Origin of the sequence: Streptococcus sp. 544 (assembly GCF_013277385.1) — a bacterium.
Taxonomy (GTDB): Bacteria; Bacillota; Bacilli; order Lactobacillales; family Streptococcaceae; genus Streptococcus; species Streptococcus mitis_BA.
Map to the genome: position 1 here is coordinate 1 of NZ_VMMU01000001.1, position 16,828 is coordinate 16,828.

Annotated in this window: 11 protein-coding genes; all 11 read right to left on the reverse strand. The window is 41.4% G+C overall.

What is annotated here, in order from left to right; translation table 11 throughout:
* Positions 1 to 659: 659 nt before the first annotated feature.
* Positions 660 to 1,559: an Rpn family recombination-promoting nuclease/putative transposase gene (locus HT728_RS00005; protein ID WP_173233118.1), complete on the reverse strand. Its 900-nt coding sequence runs from the start codon at positions 1,557 to 1,559 to the stop codon at positions 660 to 662.
* Between the two features lie 1,063 nt (positions 1,560 to 2,622).
* The gene (locus HT728_RS00010; protein ID WP_173233120.1) at positions 2,623 to 5,790 is read right to left on the reverse strand and encodes a sialidase domain-containing protein; all 3,168 of its coding nucleotides are present in this window, start codon (positions 5,788 to 5,790) and stop codon (positions 2,623 to 2,625) included.
* Positions 5,744 to 5,980 (reverse strand): YSIRK-type signal peptide-containing protein, encoded by a 237-nt coding sequence (locus HT728_RS00015; protein ID WP_321207686.1) that lies wholly within the window; start codon positions 5,978 to 5,980, stop codon positions 5,744 to 5,746. Before HT728_RS00015 ends, HT728_RS00010 begins: the two co-directional genes overlap by 47 nt.
* Before the next feature lie 243 nt (positions 5,981 to 6,223).
* A complete protein-coding gene (locus HT728_RS00020) occupies positions 6,224 to 6,451 on the reverse strand; it encodes a hypothetical protein (RefSeq protein WP_050234264.1) in 228 nt (75 codons plus the stop codon).
* A gap of 556 nt (positions 6,452 to 7,007) precedes the next feature.
* Positions 7,008 to 7,988, reverse strand: a complete 981-nt coding sequence (locus tag HT728_RS00025; RefSeq protein WP_173228811.1) for an acetylxylan esterase — start codon at positions 7,986 to 7,988, stop codon at positions 7,008 to 7,010.
* Between the two features lie 583 nt (positions 7,989 to 8,571).
* Positions 8,572 to 10,587, reverse strand: coding sequence for an ATP-dependent DNA helicase RecG (gene recG, locus HT728_RS00030; RefSeq protein ID WP_173233134.1), 2,016 nt, complete (start codon positions 10,585 to 10,587; stop codon positions 8,572 to 8,574).
* Between the two features lie 18 nt (positions 10,588 to 10,605).
* Positions 10,606 to 11,709 (reverse strand): alanine racemase, encoded by a 1,104-nt coding sequence (alr, locus tag HT728_RS00035; RefSeq protein ID WP_173233135.1) that lies wholly within the window; start codon positions 11,707 to 11,709, stop codon positions 10,606 to 10,608.
* Positions 11,699 to 12,061 carry a holo-ACP synthase gene (gene acpS / locus HT728_RS00040; protein ID WP_173233284.1) on the reverse strand — a complete coding sequence of 121 codons (363 nt, stop codon included), beginning with the start codon at positions 12,059 to 12,061 and terminating at the stop codon, positions 11,699 to 11,701. The genes alr and acpS overlap by 11 nt, the downstream gene beginning before the upstream one ends.
* Positions 12,062 to 12,105: 44 nt before the next feature.
* Positions 12,106 to 13,137 carry a 3-deoxy-7-phosphoheptulonate synthase gene (locus tag HT728_RS00045; RefSeq protein ID WP_173233137.1) on the reverse strand — a complete coding sequence of 344 codons (1,032 nt, stop codon included), beginning with the start codon at positions 13,135 to 13,137 and terminating at the stop codon, positions 12,106 to 12,108.
* A gap of 1 nt (position 13,138) precedes the next feature.
* Positions 13,139 to 14,170 (reverse strand): 3-deoxy-7-phosphoheptulonate synthase, encoded by a 1,032-nt coding sequence (locus tag HT728_RS00050; RefSeq protein ID WP_173233139.1) that lies wholly within the window; start codon positions 14,168 to 14,170, stop codon positions 13,139 to 13,141.
* Positions 14,171 to 14,250: 80 nt separating this feature from the next.
* A complete protein-coding gene (secA, locus tag HT728_RS00055) occupies positions 14,251 to 16,764 on the reverse strand; it encodes a preprotein translocase subunit SecA (RefSeq protein ID WP_173233141.1) in 2,514 nt (837 codons plus the stop codon).
* Positions 16,765 to 16,828 lie beyond the last annotated feature (64 nt).

Consider the following 16,828-nt stretch of genomic DNA (forward strand, 5'->3'; position numbering starts at 1 on the left):
TTCAAACTGCGTCAACGTCGCCTTGCCGTACTCAAGTACAGCCTGCGGCTAGTTTCCTAGTTTGCTCTTTGATTTTCATTGAGTATTAGTTTTTCTAAAATAATTCTAATCTATTATTCTAGCACTAGTAGACTCTTTGGCTAAATCTCCTTTCTACATCTCGTTTCACCAAGAACTTTTTAAGAGAGAAATACTCTAAATTAGTTTTGTTACCGTTTTCAATTAGAGTATACTTTTTTTTTTTAGTATTTCAAGTCTTTTTCTAATTTGGAATTTAGTTTCAAATCTTTTTAAGTATATAAACTACATTAAAAGTACTTTCAAAAATAATCAAATTCTTACAACACTTGTTTCGAGTGGACAAGATAAAAAACAAGAAAGTCAATTTTAGGAGAAAACAAGGTTAATAGTCACATGATATAATGCAATGATGTAAAAATCGAATAAATTGATTGGAAAATTCAAACTAATTTCTAACAATGATTTAAGAATTGTAGTGTCCTAATATAGATTCACTGCACTATAAAACGCATAGTATCAAGGTTTCTTAATCCCCTGATACTATGCGTGTTTGTAATTTTAAGATTTTGTGCTTAGAGTTTTTTAATTCCAAGAATGCCATCTTAACCAGATGGTTTTCTTGTCTATTATTGCTGATCTTACAACAACGCCTCAAACTCAGATACTGACATACCCAACTGCTGACTGGCAACCTCGGAAGTCAGAAGTCCTTGGCGAACCATATCCAGAAATGCAAAAAGTTTTCCACGTTCAAGTCCTTCTGCCCGACCTCTCTCCAACCCTTTTTCTTCAGCTTGTTCCAAGGCATAGTCCTGTGCTAACAAGGCTTGTTCTTCTCGCATACGTAGTTGACTAAACATTTCCCTATCCTCCTCGGACCAGCTCTTGTAGTCCAGCAGTTGATCTGCTTGGCTGATGGCTCGCTCGGGGCGCTGGGTAAAGGGTTTGTTCCCAAAAAACTCCAACCACGGTTTGCGAATGCTATCTTTGCTGGTTTCTCTGTATTTTCTTAATTCCAAGAACGCCATCTTGACTAGATGGTTTGCTTGACCGTTATTTGTGATGGTTAAGACCTCACCTGTCGTATCCTCGCGCATGCTAAAGCTATGAAAAGCTAAGTCATCTTGAAAATAATTACTGTCCACGATAGCGATAGCGTATACTGGTGCGATATGCTTATAACTCTGGTGGGTATCACCTTCTCGTTGACGAATTTTTTCGAGATTTTGATTGACCTGACTACACAAGTAAGCCCACAGGCGATTGATGAAAAAATTCTGATGATGTACCTGAATCTCAATAATAACTTGTGTCCCATTGTCTAACTCTGCCAAGACGTCTATACTGGTATAGAAATCCTGTGCCGAGTAGGGTAGGGAAGGCAAAACGTGAATATTGCTTCCCTCTAAAATGGTTACATTTTTGGCTGGCAAGTCCAGCATATCGCGAATAAATTGACAAGTGATTTCTGGGTTGCTGAAAATTTTCTTAGCAACCAAGTCATTGGTCGGGCTAATGCCCGGATGTCTTAGAATCATCCTTTTCCTCCTTCTATTATACCATAGTTTTAAATCTAATTTTGCTAGATTCTATGGTTCTATCTATTTATTCGGAAAAGAAGTGAGAAAGTTAAAAACTATTGACCCTAATCACTTGCAAAGAGATATATCTTGCTCATATTATTTATTAAAGACTCTATTTTACAAAAAAGATTACAAAATCAACCGTTTTAGAGAACTCTTACCACTTCCTAGACTATGAATTCTAGTGTTTTTATACTCCTAGCTTTCTCGTCAATATGCCATAAAGCAAGTTCAGTTGATCCATTCCCCGTACTCGTTCACTCTATAGCCGTCTGGTGTTAGCGATACGAAATTTTCCTAAACCTTTTAAATATAAAAACATCTTTTTCCTCACTTTAGTTTCTAATACTTATTTATCCAGATATAATAGCTTACAATCTTTTAAAATCTTCAAATAAGTTATGATTGATCCATACTCTTCAAACTAGGTCAGCCTTGCCGTGTATATGTTACTGACTTCGTCAGTTTCATCTACAACCTCAAAACAGTGTCTTGAGCTGACTTCGTCAGTTTCATCTACAACCTCAAAACAGTGTCTTGAGCTGACTTCGTCAGTTATATCTGCAACCTCAAAACGGTGTTTTGAGCAGGCTACGGCTAACTTCCTAATTTGCTCTTTGATTTTTTGAGTATAAGGACATATTGGATTCTATGTGCTGTATTGTCAACAATACACTCTTCTTGTATATCTACCAATATGATTTACAGAATTTTATTTTACTATAACTTTACCTATATTCCAAGACAAGAAATAAAATAATTAAAAACAAAAACGCATATAACCAATAGCTAGCTATATGCATTTTAACACTTAAAGTGAACTGTTAAGTTGCGACTATTAGTATCCAGTCAGAAATATACAGTTTATTTACGACTAGCAAGTCATTTACCCGGCAATAGGAGCTCATCTAAATTGATTTTTTCTTAGAGTAGAAATTTCTACTAAAACTATCTAAATAAACTTTTAATCTCTATGACGGACAAAACGTGTCTCAGTTATTCATCAACATCCAAGGTTCTAGTAGTTGACCCACTCCCCATTGGAGTTAACTTGATAACCATCTACTATAGTATTAACCGCTAATCTTCCGCTTTCATTAACATAGTACCATTTGTCTCCAACTTGGAACCATTGATTTACCTTCATTGCACCAGATGATTCCTGATAGTACCAATGGTCTCCATCTTTTATCCAACCAGTTGCCATTGAACCATTAGCATTGAGATAGTACCACACACCACTGGATTCAACCCAGCCAGTAGACATTGCTCCACTCTCACTCAAATAATACCATTGGTTACCATCTTTCACCCAACCAGTTGCCATCGCACCAGTAGAACTCAAGTAGTACCATTTACCCGCTTCCTGATGCCAGCCTTTCACCACTTCACCAGCAGATGTATAAAAATACCACGCACCATTTTCTTGCTTCCAACCAGTCGTTATTGGAACTTTAGTCTCAGTTTTAATAACATCTCCTACATAAGATTGGAGGTAACGAGGAGCAAAAGAAGTAAGATGAGAGTTTGCTACCATTCTATCTGAAGACTCCAAAGATAATTTATCCTTCTCTGACTTCCTTTCTGTCATCTCCTCAGATACATTTTCTCTTACTGTATTCATGGTCTCGACAGGATTTTCTTTCGCATCTTCAGGAATTCTACTACCAGCTAGTGTAACTGGTAAATCATGCATACTGTCAATTCTACCGGCCATTAGACCTGTAATTTCTTGACCTGCATCTTCTTTATTAAAGGTGAAAAGTAGAGTTTTTTGATCTGCTTGGGTCAAGAAGGTAGCTTTGTGTCCATTCGCTAAAGTCAAAGTCGGAATAGCATTCACTAGTACCTCAGAATCAAATTGCATAGCTAAGATGCCTTGTTCTGCATCCTCTTCTTCTGTTTCCAATTTACGAACTTCCCTGATAGTTACACTTGTTGGATATACCGGATCTTTTGTTAAAAATTCCCAGTTAAATTTTCTAAATGATAGGGTATAGGCATTTTGTCCTTTTTCAGTATGTTCATACAAGATACCATACTCACCGTTTCCTAATTCTTGAAGCGAATTATAGGCAAACTCTCCTTTTTGAATTGGTCTATGATGTAACCAAGTCAAGTCTCCGTTGTCCTCTACACGAGCCAAATGAGCCATTCCATTCGTCCGTTTAGGTCCTCCTGAATTGGTTAAAATGATGTATTCTTTTCCTTCGTGCATGGTGTGAATAGCAGCCATTTGGACATAAACATCTTTAACCTGATTGTATCTCTTGATTTCCTTGTCCCAAGTTTGCCCACCATCTTTACTTGTGGAAACCTGTAAATCACCCGTTAATCCTCTCATAAAGAGTTTCACATCACCATTATTTAACTGTACAGCAACTGACTCTGTATTTTGGGCAGGACTATTATTCATAGTTGAGGAATGAATTTTCCTTCTGCCTACTGTCCTATCATCATTAACAGCAGCTCCAGCCTGCCATGTTTCTCCATGGTCATCTGAATAAATCAAACGAGAAGACTGAGATCCGCTTAGATGGGAGATAGCGTTGGTGGTATAAGTAGGAACTAGGATACGACCCTTGTGCTCTCCTGTTCTAAGCACAATTCCTGTACCTGGACCTGTTCCTAAAAATTTCATCCAATCTTGGCGAATTGATGGTGTAATATCTCTTGGTTTCGACCAAGTTTTCCCATCATCATCACTATAGGAAAGCCACAAATAGCTCGTATAGGCTACACGAAATGGATTTTTAGCAGATGGAGCAAAGTAGATATTCCCAAGAAGCTCTTCTCCTTTATAGAGGTCACCCTTATCTCTGTAGGCTTCTTCTTTTGGATCCACTACAACGCGATAATCTGTTTTTTGATTATTTGCATCATATACTTCTCCGTTTTCTCGAACAGTATATGCTTGATTTTCCCCTTGTTTATATAGTAATTGATAGTGCTTGTCTCCAACTTGTTGATAAGCTTTTTGAGGTTTGTTTGGCATTCCAAAGACAGCTCGACCCTCTGGAAACATATCGTAGATTGAAAAAATTCTCTTTGTGGTATGATCTTGAACCAAGACCATATCGATATTAAGTGGAGATGGTGCCTGCGGATCTTTTGCTTCTGGATTGTCTCGCAGGTTGGTCAAGGTTAAGGTTGGCTGCCAAGTAGTTCCCCCATCCTCACTTCTCCTAACGACCATAGCAATATCTCCCCAATCAGAATGGTGGAGACGACGCTGATCTGCTCCTGCTAGTAATGTTCCTTTATCCGTACGTAGCAAAGCTGGAATCCGATAACTCTTAATTCCTTCACTATTTGGCTTATCATTGACACCACTCATAAACAACTCTTGCTTTTCTGTCAAGACAGCTCCTTCAGGAAGTGATGGTTCAATATCTGTTACATCAAATAACTGGCTACGTTTTTTGACTTCCTCTGGAGTTAGAGCACGATTGTATACAGTCAGATTACGAATAGAAAGATCTGAGCCCCACTTCAGTTCTCCTGCTCTATTAGTTGCACCTAACTGGAGTTTATCCACATCTGGCATGTCTGCCAGGAATTTTCCTGACTTTTTATTCGTACGAGATAATACACCATTCACATAAAGACGAACCTGACCATTTGGACTATCCTTTCTTGGTCTTTCAACAGTAAAAGTAACCGAATTATACTTGCCTGGTCTAATCTTCAAAGGCGCATCTGTATAACTTCCATAAAATTGACTACCATCAGCTCCACGTCCCTCTATCAAAGCTGTCCCATTATTGATTGCCATTGTAAAGTACTCATTTACTTTAGTTGTACTAGAAGCAGAAAAGAGATTGTAAAAACTAGGACCATCAGCAGCCGGTTTGAACTCCACATGAACAGTTGCATTTTGGAGTCCCTTTACTTTCTCCAACTCATCAGACAAGTCTACTCTTTTTTCGTTTGAATCATTCGTCTCTAAGTCATCTTTTTCTATCACTGTTTCGACATTTTCTAAATCTCGTGCATAGTAATCTCTTGGAATTTTTTCTTCTTGCTTGTCTTCATGTTCTTGCTCATTGCCAGAAAGTTCAGTCTCTGAAACAGACTCTACATGCTCTGCAGGAAGAGTTATATTTTCTCCTTCCTCAGAAGGCTGGCTCTTTTCTGTATCAGTTAGGGTTGAGCTCCCCCCCCCCCCCCGAAAGTTGAGTTTCATTTGCCAGAGGTTGCTCACTTGCCCCTTCTTGAGCTAAAACAGGAGACGTTCCAAATACCACTGCTCCTACAATCATAGAAACCGCTCCTACCGATAGTTTCCTAATGCTATAACGACACTTACGTTCTTGAACACTCCGATTCATACTGATCCTCTCTATATCTATATCCCGATTTCTGAAATAAGACATTTACTCCAGAAAATACACTTAGTTTGTCTTTTCTTAACTTTCTTTTACTACAGTTCATTTAAATGACAAAAATGAACTAAACAAACTATCTCAAATCGGTGTCAATTTTCCCCTCTCCTTTCTCCAATCAGACTCCTGCCAATCTAGTTTATCTACCAGGACACCGCTGCAATTAAACTAAAATATCTCTTTATAAGCAAATTATTGGACATCAGCTTATGCTATTTACACCATACTTCCTGCTCAATCCTTATCGAACACTTTTTCAAATAGCTTTTCGTAGGCATAAATACTTATAGAAATAATGGGAAATATAATCAAGCTTACAATCAGAATCTTATCCAACTTAAAGGGGACAATCCCAAATAAGTGAAGAAATAAATCAATCAGAAAACTGTCGAAAAAAACTGTCAAAAGTAGTTCAACTTGTCTTTTTCTCTGCTTTTTTGTCTTGAATGCCTTAAATATCATATTATTCCCCTTTTCTAAGCTTCAATCCCTTCTCTCTATCTGTCATTTCGCATAGCTACTACTATTTTTACAGCAATCTATCTTTAAATATACATAAAGATAAGATTCTATCACTTTTTATAAGTGTTAGCAAATTTATTATACCTCATTTTTAAAACGCTTTCAATGCAGTGTGGTATAATAGATTTTAGTTTCAAGAAACTCTTTTATATAATAATCTCCTTGAAAGTAGTTTCAGCTGAACATTTATAGTTCATAAAAAGAAAACAGAGACTCATCTGTTTTTTATACTCAATGAAGATCAAAGACCAAGCTAGCCGCAGGCCGCTCAAAACACTGTTTTGAGGTTGTAGATAAGACTGACAAAGTCAGCCCAAAACACCGTTTTGAGGTGGCAGATAGAACTGACGAAGTCAGTAACATATATATACGACAAGGCGAAGCTGACGTGGTTTGAAGAGATTTTCTAAGAGTATGAATTTCAAAGTATATATGAACTAGAATATTTGCTGACTAGACTCTATACAAAAAGAGAGCTACTAGGCTCTCTCATTCATCACTTCACATACTTAAAAGGAATTTCACTACCACAAAGCCAGTTGTAGACTTGGTCATTGACAAATACATTCATGGCTTCGTGGGCATACTCAGGCATGATGCGATAGGCTTTATCGCAGGTCAGACGGTTGTAAATCGCAAACTGGGTAATAGGATAGCAAACATCATCGTCCAAGCCCGTAATCATCTTAACCTCACCCTTGATACGATGGGCAAGATTTTTCACATCGATATAGGCCAGGGTCGCCATGATTTCCTCCTCTGTTTCATGGAAGGGGTCGTGAAACTTGAAATAACGGAAAAGTTCGTCGTAAGCTTCGCTAGTATTACCAATCTCAAGCACTCGTCTGAAGTCTGACAAGAAGGGATAGATGGCAACTGTTTTCTGAATTCGAGGATTGAGCGCTGCTGCAACCAAGGCCAAAGCCCCTCCTTGCGAGGCACCATAGCTGGAAAGTCGCTTCTCATCTACCTGAGGCAGACTAGCAATAATTTCAACCAACTGGTAAATATCCAGATAAACATCCTTATAAAAGAGGTGATCCCGACTCTCCACAGCACCACGGATGATATGCCCCTTAACCGTATTTCCTAGAGGAGAACACAAGCCGTCTTGCGAGTAACCTGACTGGCCCCGCACATCCATGGAGACAACACCGTAACCAGCCACGGTGAAGGCTAGCATGTCGGCCCAGTCCCAGCCACGTCCCATATAACCATGGAAATGGAAGATTAGCGGAACCTTCTCCTCACTCTTTGGAAGAACGACGCGTGCATAGACCTTGCCTCCATTGGTTCCTTCAAAGGTTAATTCATAGCACTTGACTTGAGGAATGTGGAAATCTCTTTCCTCCAACTGATAGGTTGGAAGCGTGGAAACTTTTTTCACTTCCTCATCCCAGAAAGCATCAAAGTCTTCTGGAACCTCGTCCCTTCCTAAATAGGTCTTGATTTCTTCTAATAAAGCTGGATTTTTCATAGCATACTCCTTTTGTTTTGTAATCGTTACCACAACTGTAGCATATCTAGGGAAGCAATGCAAGAAAGAAGGGTAAATAGAAAGTGAATTTAGCTTCTTTACTTTTAGGATGATGGGTTGAAAGTAGTTTTAGAAACGAAAAAAGAGCATTTCCGCCCTTTTTCTCCTGTTCAATCTTATTTTGTTGCTTCTTTCTTTTGGAAAGTGGTTTGGTAATTTACTTTAATCGTTACTGTCATATGAGAGTCCTCGTTTCTTTTTGATGACTCTAGTATAAGGGCCAAACCTGAAAGCTAGCTTAAGTTTTCCTTAGAGAAAGCTTAATCCAGATGTTCTTTCTTTTCCAGATGAAGGGCAATCATGCGCCACTCTGGATCTTCTTTCCAAGCTTCTGTGTAGCGAAAAAAGAGCATTTCGCTCTTTCTTCCTTCTATTTATATTAGTTTTTTGCTTCTTTCTTTTGGAAAGTGGTTTGGTAATTTACTTTAATAGTTACTGTCATGTGAGAGTCCTCGTTTCTTTTTGATGACTCTAGTATAAGGGTCAAACCTGAAAGCTAGCTTAAGTTTTCCTTAGAGAAAGCTTAATCCAGATGTTCTTTCTTCTCCAGATGAAGGGCAATCATGCGCCACTCTGGATCCTCTTGCCAGTCTTCAATAGAACTAATGTAGCTAGCAACCTTTCTGGCTTCTTCTAAAATCGGAAAATCTTCGATAATATCAGCCACTTGAAATTCTGGGAGACCTGATTGTCTGGTTCCAAAAATCTCACCTGAACCACGCATTTTCAAATCTTCCTCCGCAAGAACAAAACCATTGGTAGTTTCTGTCATGATGCGCATGCGGTCTTTCCCAGAATCCGTCTTAGGATTGGCAACGAGAACAGCGTAGGACTGCTTGTCTCCCCGACCGACACGACCTCTAAGCTGGTGAAGCTGGCTGAGCCCGAACCGATCGGCATCCATGATAATCATAACGGTCGCATTGGGAACATTAACCCCAACCTCGATAACCGTTGTCGAAACTAGAATATCCGTTTTTCGCTCTTTGAACTCCTGCATAATCTGGTCTTTTTCATCACTCTTCATCTTACCATGTAGAAGAGCCACCTCTGCCTTGCCTGCAAAATGAGCTGTCAACTCCTCTGATAAGGCAATGGCATTTTTCAAATCCAGAGCTTCTGATTCTTCAATCAAGGGAGAGATGACATAGGCTTGTGAACCTTTTTGGATTTCTCCCTCTAACCAAGTCAAGACCTGAGGTAGTTGCTCATGCTTAATCCAGCGAGTCACAATAGGCTTCCGTCCTGCTGGCATCTTGTCGATAATGGAAACATCCATATCTCCAAAGGCTGTGATAGCCAAGGTCCGTGGAATCGGAGTCGCCGTCATCATGAGAACATCTGGATTGTCGCCTTTTTCCCGTAAAATCCGCCTTTGCCCCACACCAAAACGGTGCTGCTCATCGATGATAATCAAGCCAAGGCGAGCATAATCCACCCCATCCTGAATCAGAGCGTGAGTTCCGATAATCAAATCAGCCTCACCCTTGGCAATAGTCTCCAAGACTTCTCTCTTTTCTGCAGCTTTCAAGGAACCTGTCAAGAGAGCCAGTTTCAAGTCAGGAAAAAGCCCCTTCAAACTCTCAAAGTGTTGCTCTGCAAGGATTTCTGTTGGTACCATGAGGGCAGCCTGATAACCAGCTGTCACTGCTGCAAACATAGCCAAGCCAGCAACTACTGTTTTCCCGCTCCCCACATCCCCTTGCAGGAGACGATTCATGTGATGGTCGGACTTCATGTCAGCCAAAATTTCCAGCAAACTTTTTTCTTGAGCTTGAGTCAAGGCAAAAGGCAAGCTTTCTTTGACTGCTGTCACTTTTTTCTGAGACCAATTCAAAACCAGACCACTTCCCTGAACTCTATTTTCAGACTTGAGCGTCTGCAATTGCATTTGGAAATAAAAGAGTTCCTCAAATTTGATACGGCGAAGAGCCTGCTTGTATTCTGCCAAATCCTTGGGGAAATGCATGGCACGAACAGCCTGACAACGGGACATGAGTTTGTATTTGTCCAGCAAAGACTGGGGAAGATTTTCCTCAATCAAGAGGTCCAGTCCCTGATCAAAGGCTGTCTTGATGACCTTGACCAAACTGGCCTGACTGATTCCCTGAGCCAAGCGATAGACAGGTTGGAGGTCATCTTCCACCTGAGCCAGGACCTTCATCCCAGTCAAACTAGCCTTGGCACGGTCCCATTTTCCAAAGACAGCAAGAGTTGCTCCCAACTCTATCTTATCTGCTAGATAGGGCTGGTTAAAGAAATTCACCGCAAAAACAACTTCTCCCTGCTTGAGACTAAAGCGTAGACGATTGCGTTTGAAACCATAATACTGGACACTGGCAGGAGTCACGACTTGACCAGACAGAACTGCCTTTTCCCCGTCTTCCAGTTCCAGCACCTGCTTGGTCTTAAAATCTTCGTAACGGAAAGGAAAGTAGAGCAAGAGATCTTGCAAATTTTCAATTCCTAGTTTGGCGTATTTTTCTGCTGACTTTGGTCCCACACCAGGTAAGACATGCAAGGGTTGATGTAGATTCATGCTCCACTCCTTTCTTTTCTAATAATATTCTCTCGGAATGCGGTCGCTGAGGAGACAAACCACCTCATAGTTAATAGTCCCACGGTAGGCAGCTACCTGAGTTGCAGTGATTTCCTTGTCACCGTTGGAGCCAATCAAGGTTACCTTGGTTCCTAGCGGATAAAGCTTAGGCAGACGAATGGTAATCTGGTCCATCGAAACCCGACCGACGATTGGGCAAGCTTGGCCATCTACCAAGACAGAGAAATTCTGCATGTCTCGTGTCCATCCATCCGCATAGCCGATTGGCACGGTCGCGATAACCTGCTCGCTATCCGCCTGATAGGTAGCTCCGTAGCCCATACAAGCTCCAGCTGGAACTGTCTTGACATGAACCAGAGCAGATTCCAAGATCAAGGCTGGTTTCAAGTCATAAGGCAAGTCCAAAACCTCTCCACTTGGATTGAGACCATACATAGCATCTCCCATACGGACCGCATTGAAAATAGTCTCTGCATGCCAAAGAGTCGTTGCTGAGTTGCTAGCATGAACTAAGTCTGGAAGACCTTTCATACTAGCTAAAATAGTTTTAAACCGTTCTAACTGGACATTAAAGTAGTCATCTGATTCCTCGTCTGCAGTAGCAAAGTGGGTAAAAATCCCTTCAACACGAGCACCATGTTGTCTGAGCAAGTCTTGAGCCTGATTAGTTTCACTGGCCTCTCTAAAACCAATCCGTCCCATGCCTGAGTCAATCTTGAGGTGGACTGTCAATCCAGCTAGGTCTTCTTCTCTAGTTAAGAGCGCTTGAAGCCACTCCAGTCCAGCAACCGTCAAGGTGATGTCGTATTCTTTAGCTAGAGCAACAGCTTCGATGTCAGAAACTCCTAAAATAAGGATTTTCTTGCTAAGCCCAGCCTGTCTGAGTTCAATGGCTTCATCGATATTCGAAACGCAAAAACCATCAACATCATCTTGAATCGCCTTGGCAACGGCAACAGCTCCATGACCATAGGCATTGGCCTTGACCACAGCCCACTTAAGCGTTCCTTGAGGGATATGAGCTCCCATTTGCTGAATATTTTGTCGAATAGCTCCCAGATGAATCAGAGCCTTGGTTGGTCTATGCGGACTAGCTTTCATGATTTTCCTCCAAAATGACACTGGCTGTCACAAACTGATCGGTGTGGCTGATAGACAGCCAAATCTTTCCTAAAAATGGTGACTGACTAAAATAAGGCGCCCCGCGTTCATTATTCAAGACTTCCAAATCCTGAAAACTGAGTTTTCCAATACCCGTTCCCATGGCCTTGGAAAAGGCCTCCTTAGCCGACCAGCGACCAGCTAAATATTCGATTTGCCTGCGCCCTTTGAGACTGGTGAAGCGCTCCATTTCCTTAGCGGTCAGCACGCGCTTAGCAAAACCTTCATGTCGTGTAACTGCGCTTTCTATCGAAGCTAATTCTTCGATGTCAATTCCGTGTCCAACTATCATTCTCATCAAAAGGAGTTGAGATTCCCCAACTCCATCCTTTTCACTTATTTTGTTAAGGTAGCATAAATCTCTTCTACCAAGGCCTCTGTATTTTCCCAACCTAGGCAAGGGTCGGTAATAGAGCAACCAAAGACCTCTGGTTGGTTTTGACGACCATCTGCTAGGTAAGATTCAATCATAAATCCTCGAACTGTCTTTTTGATTTTCTCATTCCAATCACGATTTTGCAAGGTCTGGCGAACAATTCGAATCTGCTCCATATACTGCTTGCCTGAGTTATCATGGTTGGTATCAATGAGGATAAAGGGATTTTCAAGTCCCATTGTTTCATAGCGTTCAATGGCTTGGAGTAGGTTTTCATAGTAGTAATTCGGCATATAATTGCCATACTCGTTAACTGCTCCACGGAGGATGACATGGGACAAAGGATTACCTGAAGTCTCAACTTCCTGCCCATGATAAAGGAAGGTTTGCTTGTTTTGAGCAGCATAGATGGCGTTAAACATAACACCCAAATTTCCTGAGGTTGGATTTTTCATCCCTACTGGTGCATCAATCCCTGAGGCCACAAAGCGGTGCTCTTGGTCTTCCACAGAACGAGCGCCAACGGCATGGTAGCTGACCAAGTCATCCACCAAGATTAGATTTGACGGATAAAGCATCTCATCTGCCGTCGTCAAACCAGTCTCTGTAATCACGCGGTAGTGCAATTGACGCACAGCCTGCAAACCGTTAATCAGGCTTGGAGCCTTAGAAGTATCTGGCTGGTGAACCAAACCTTTATAGCCGTCTCCGTTAGTACGAGGCTTAGCAGTATACACGCGCATGACCATGAAAATCTTGTCCGCTACCCTCTTTTGCAAGGCGGATAAACGGCGAGCATATTCCAAGACAGCCTCTTCATTATCAGAAGAGCAAGGACCAATCACCAAGAGGATACGGTCATCTTCCCCTGAAATAATGTCTGCCAATTCCCTGTCACGGTTTTCCTTGAGTCTCAAGGCTTCCGCAGACAATTGGGTTTCAGCCTTGATGACTTCCATATCGATTTCTTGACCTTTTTCAATAAATGCCATCTTATTCTCCTAACGTTTTGTAAATTTCTCTGACAAGGGCTTCCGTATTTTCCCAACCCAGGCAAGGGTCTGTGATAGACTTGCCAAATACTTCTGGCTCATTTTGTCGACCATCTTCCAGATAAGACTCAATCATAAAACCACGAACGAACTGCTTGATTTTTTCATTCCAAGCACGGTTAATCAAGGTCTGGCGGACAATTCGGATCTGTTCCATATACTGCTTACCAGAATTGTCATGATTGGTATCAATGATGATAAAAGGATTTTCCAAGCCCATTTTCTCATACTGGGCAATGGTGTCAATTAAATTGTCATAATAGTAGTTGGGAATATTTTTTCCATACTCATTAAGAGCACCACGAAGAATGGCGTGCGAAAGCGGGTTCCCAGTTGTTTCCACTTCTTTTCCTAGGAAAAGGAAACTTTGTTTGTTTTGAGCAGCATAAATCCCATTAAACATAACATTGAGATTTCCAGAGGTTGGATTTTTAAACCCAGTCGAAAATCCTGCCCCACTTGCTACAAAGCGGTGTTGCTGGTCTTCAACTGAACGGGCACCAACCGCCATGTAAGAAATCAAATCATCTACAAGCGGAAGGTTTTCAGGATAAAGCATTTCATCAGCAGTTGTCATCCCTGTTTCCGTGATGACACGATAGTGAAGATGGCGAACGGCTTTGATTCCGTTGATGAGGCTTGGCGCTTCTGTCGCGTTAGGCTGGTGAATCAAACCCTTATAGCCATCTCCGTTGGTACGAGGTTTGGCAGTGTAAACACGCATAACCATAAAGATACGGTCTGCCACTTCTTCTTGTAAGACTGCCAAACGCTTAGCGTACTCAAGAACAGCTTCTTCATTGTCAGATGAGCATGGCCCGATTACCAAGAGAATTCGCTGGTCTTCTCCACGTATAATGGCTTCTAGCTCTTGATCACGCTGAGATTTTCTCCCCAAAGCTTGGCCTTCTAATTTTGATAAGGCACGAACTTCTTCAATATTGATTTTAGGACTTTTTGCTGTAAATACCATAACTCATCTCCTTATAAAGCAAACGGATACCAAGTAAAAATTTACTTTTCACAAGGTATCCGCCTCTAAACTATCTCATTTTATTGTCTTTTACCGTGACAGTTTTTAAACTTCTTACCAGAACCACATGGGCAAAGTTCATTGCGTCCAATCTGGCTCAAATCCAAATCTTCTGGCATACTTGCTTGGTGGGCAGCGATATTGCGAGTCGCTGTTGTACTGATATGGCGTTCTGCCTGTGGTCTTTCTTGCTCATGAATTTGTGCTTTCATCATCAAGCGTGTCACATCAAACTCAATCGAACCAATCATGTCATTAAACATACGGAAACCTTCTGCCTGATACTCAACAACAGGGTTGTTCTGAGCATAGCCACGAAGTCCAACCGCATTACGCAATTGATCAAGGGCATCGATATGATCTGTCCACTTGTTATCTACCACTCGTAGAATCAAGACTTTTTGGAATTCTTTAACTGCTTCTTCATCACGTAGTTTTGAAACCTGACTATCGTAAACTTGCAAGGCACGTTGGAAGAGTTCTTCCTTAATCGCCTTATCAGACAAGCCTGACAAGTCTTCTATCGTAATAGAATCTTCAGGAAGCAAGTTGTACTTAGCAAAGTTCAAAATCGCTTCTAGTTTTTCATCTTGTTTGGCACGCGCATGACCATCAACGACACGTTCAATCGTGCGTTTGATCATAGCCTGAATTTCAGGTGCCAAGTCACGGTCTGCAGTGATGACATCGTAACGTTGAGCATAGATAATCTCACGTTGTTCACGCATGACATCATCGTATTGAAGGACTTGTTTACGGGTATCGTAGTTATTTCCTTCGACACGTTTCTGAGCCGCTTCAACCTGACGCGTCAACATACGAGACTCAATGGCCTCTTCAGACATGTTGAGACGTTCAAAGATTCCTTTCAAGCGTTCAGAACCAAAACGTTTCATCAAGTCATCTTCAAGGGATAGATAAAATTGTGACTCACCTGGGTCTCCTTGACGACCTGAACGTCCACGAAGCTGGTTATCGATACGACGGCTTTCATGGCGTTCTGTACCAATCACACAAAGTCCACCCAATTCACGAACCCCTTCACCAAGCTTGATGTCGGTACCACGACCGGCCATGTTGGTTGCGATGGTAACGGCACCACGTTGGCCAGCATTCATGATGATTTGGGCTTCTCTATAGTGGTTTTTGGCATTCAAAACTTCGTGAGGAACGCCAGCTGCAACCAATTTCTTAGAAATATAGTCACTGGTTTCAACTGCTACTGTACCAACCAAGACAGGCTGACCTTTTTGGTAACGAGCCTTAACGTCTTCGACAACCGCTTTAAACTTAGCTTCGATACTTGAATAAAGAAGGTCTGAGTGGTCAATCCGTTGAACAGGACGGTTTGTTGGGATTGGAATCACACGAATGTTGTAGATTTCACGGAATTCTTCTTCCTCGGTCTTACCTGTACCTGTCATACCAGACAATTTCTTGTACATACGGAAAAGGTTTTGGTAAGTGATTGAGGCAGATGTCTTGGTTTCATCCTGAATTGGCACACCTTCTTTGGCTTCAATGGCTTGGTGCAATCCATCAGAATAACGACGACCTTCCATGGTACGACCTGTAAATTGGTCGACAATCAAGATTTCTTGCTCTTCGCTGACCACATAGTCAATATCGAGAAGCATGATGTAGTTGGCACGAAGGGCATTATCGATAAAGTGAGTCAGAGCTACGTTTTCGATGTCATAGAGATTTTCAAGTTTGAAGTAGCTTTCCGCCTTGTCAATCCCTGAATCAGACAAACCAATAGTCTTAGACTGCACATCGATGATGTAGTCGTCTTTGTCCAAAGATTTTACATAGTGGTCTGCCATGTGATAGAGTTGACTGGTTTCAACTGCGTTAGCACCTGATACGATCAAAGGTGTACGCGCCTCATCAATCAAGATTGAGTCAACCTCATCGACCAAGGCATAGTTAAGCGGACGTTGTACCATGTTTTCAGCGCGAACGACCATGTTATCACGAAGGTAGTCAAATCCGATTTCTGAGTTGGTTGAGTAGGTAATATCACACTCATAGGCTTCTTTTTTCTCCATTGGAGATTTGGCAGCCAAGTTAATCCCTACTGACAAGCCAAGCCATGAGTACAATTCACCCATTTCAGTCGCGTCACGTTCTGACAGGTATTCATTGACCGTAACTACGTGAACCCCTTTACCTGAAAGGGCATTGAGGTATACCGGCATAGTCGCAGTCAAGGTTTTCCCTTCCCCTGTACGCATTTCTGGCACGTCACCATGGTGAAGAACGATTCCCCCCATGACCTGAACCTTATATGGGAAGAGGCCTAGGACACGTTTGGCACCCTCACGGACAACCGCAAATGCTTCATAAAGCAATGAATCCAGTGATTCTCCATTTTGATAACGTTCTTTAAATTCAACTGTTTTTGCTTTTAGTTGGTCATCAGTCAAAGCAGCCATTTGGTCTTCGTATTTGAAAACCTTGTCAGCCATCTTTTCCAGACGACGGATTTCTCCTTTATCATTTTCGATAATTGTTTTTAAAATATTAGCCATGTTTTTCCTTACTTTAAATTCCGAATATTTTAGAATGTTCTTTTAATTTTAGCACAATTACTGA

Bases quoted from the DNA above. Each gene is read 5' to 3' on its own strand.
- HT728_RS00045 (WP_173233137.1), bottom strand. From the start codon at position 13,137: ATGGCATTTATTGAAAAAGGTCAAGAAATCGATATGGAAGTCATCAAG.
- alr (WP_173233135.1), bottom strand. From the start codon at position 11,709: ATGAAAGCTAGTCCGCATAGACCAACCAAGGCTCTGATTCATCTGGGA.
- HT728_RS00015 (WP_321207686.1), bottom strand. From the start codon at position 5,980: ATGTCTTATTTCAGAAATCGGGATATAGATATAGAGAGGATCAGTATG.
- recG (WP_173233134.1), bottom strand. From the start codon at position 10,587: ATGAATCTACATCAACCCTTGCATGTCTTACCTGGTGTGGGACCAAAG.
- HT728_RS00025 (WP_173228811.1), bottom strand. From the start codon at position 7,988: ATGAAAAATCCAGCTTTATTAGAAGAAATCAAGACCTATTTAGGAAGG.
- acpS (WP_173233284.1), bottom strand. From the start codon at position 12,061: ATGATAGTTGGACACGGAATTGACATCGAAGAATTAGCTTCGATAGAA.
- HT728_RS00020 (WP_050234264.1), bottom strand. From the start codon at position 6,451: ATGATATTTAAGGCATTCAAGACAAAAAAGCAGAGAAAAAGACAAGTT.
- HT728_RS00050 (WP_173233139.1), bottom strand. From the start codon at position 14,170: ATGGTATTTACAGCAAAAAGTCCTAAAATCAATATTGAAGAAGTTCGT.
- HT728_RS00010 (WP_173233120.1), bottom strand. From the start codon at position 5,790: ATGAAACTCAACTTTCGGGGGGGGGGGGGGAGCTCAACCCTAACTGAT.
- secA (WP_173233141.1), bottom strand. From the start codon at position 16,764: ATGGCTAATATTTTAAAAACAATTATCGAAAATGATAAAGGAGAAATC.
- HT728_RS00005 (WP_173233118.1), bottom strand. From the start codon at position 1,559: ATGATTCTAAGACATCCGGGCATTAGCCCGACCAATGACTTGGTTGCT.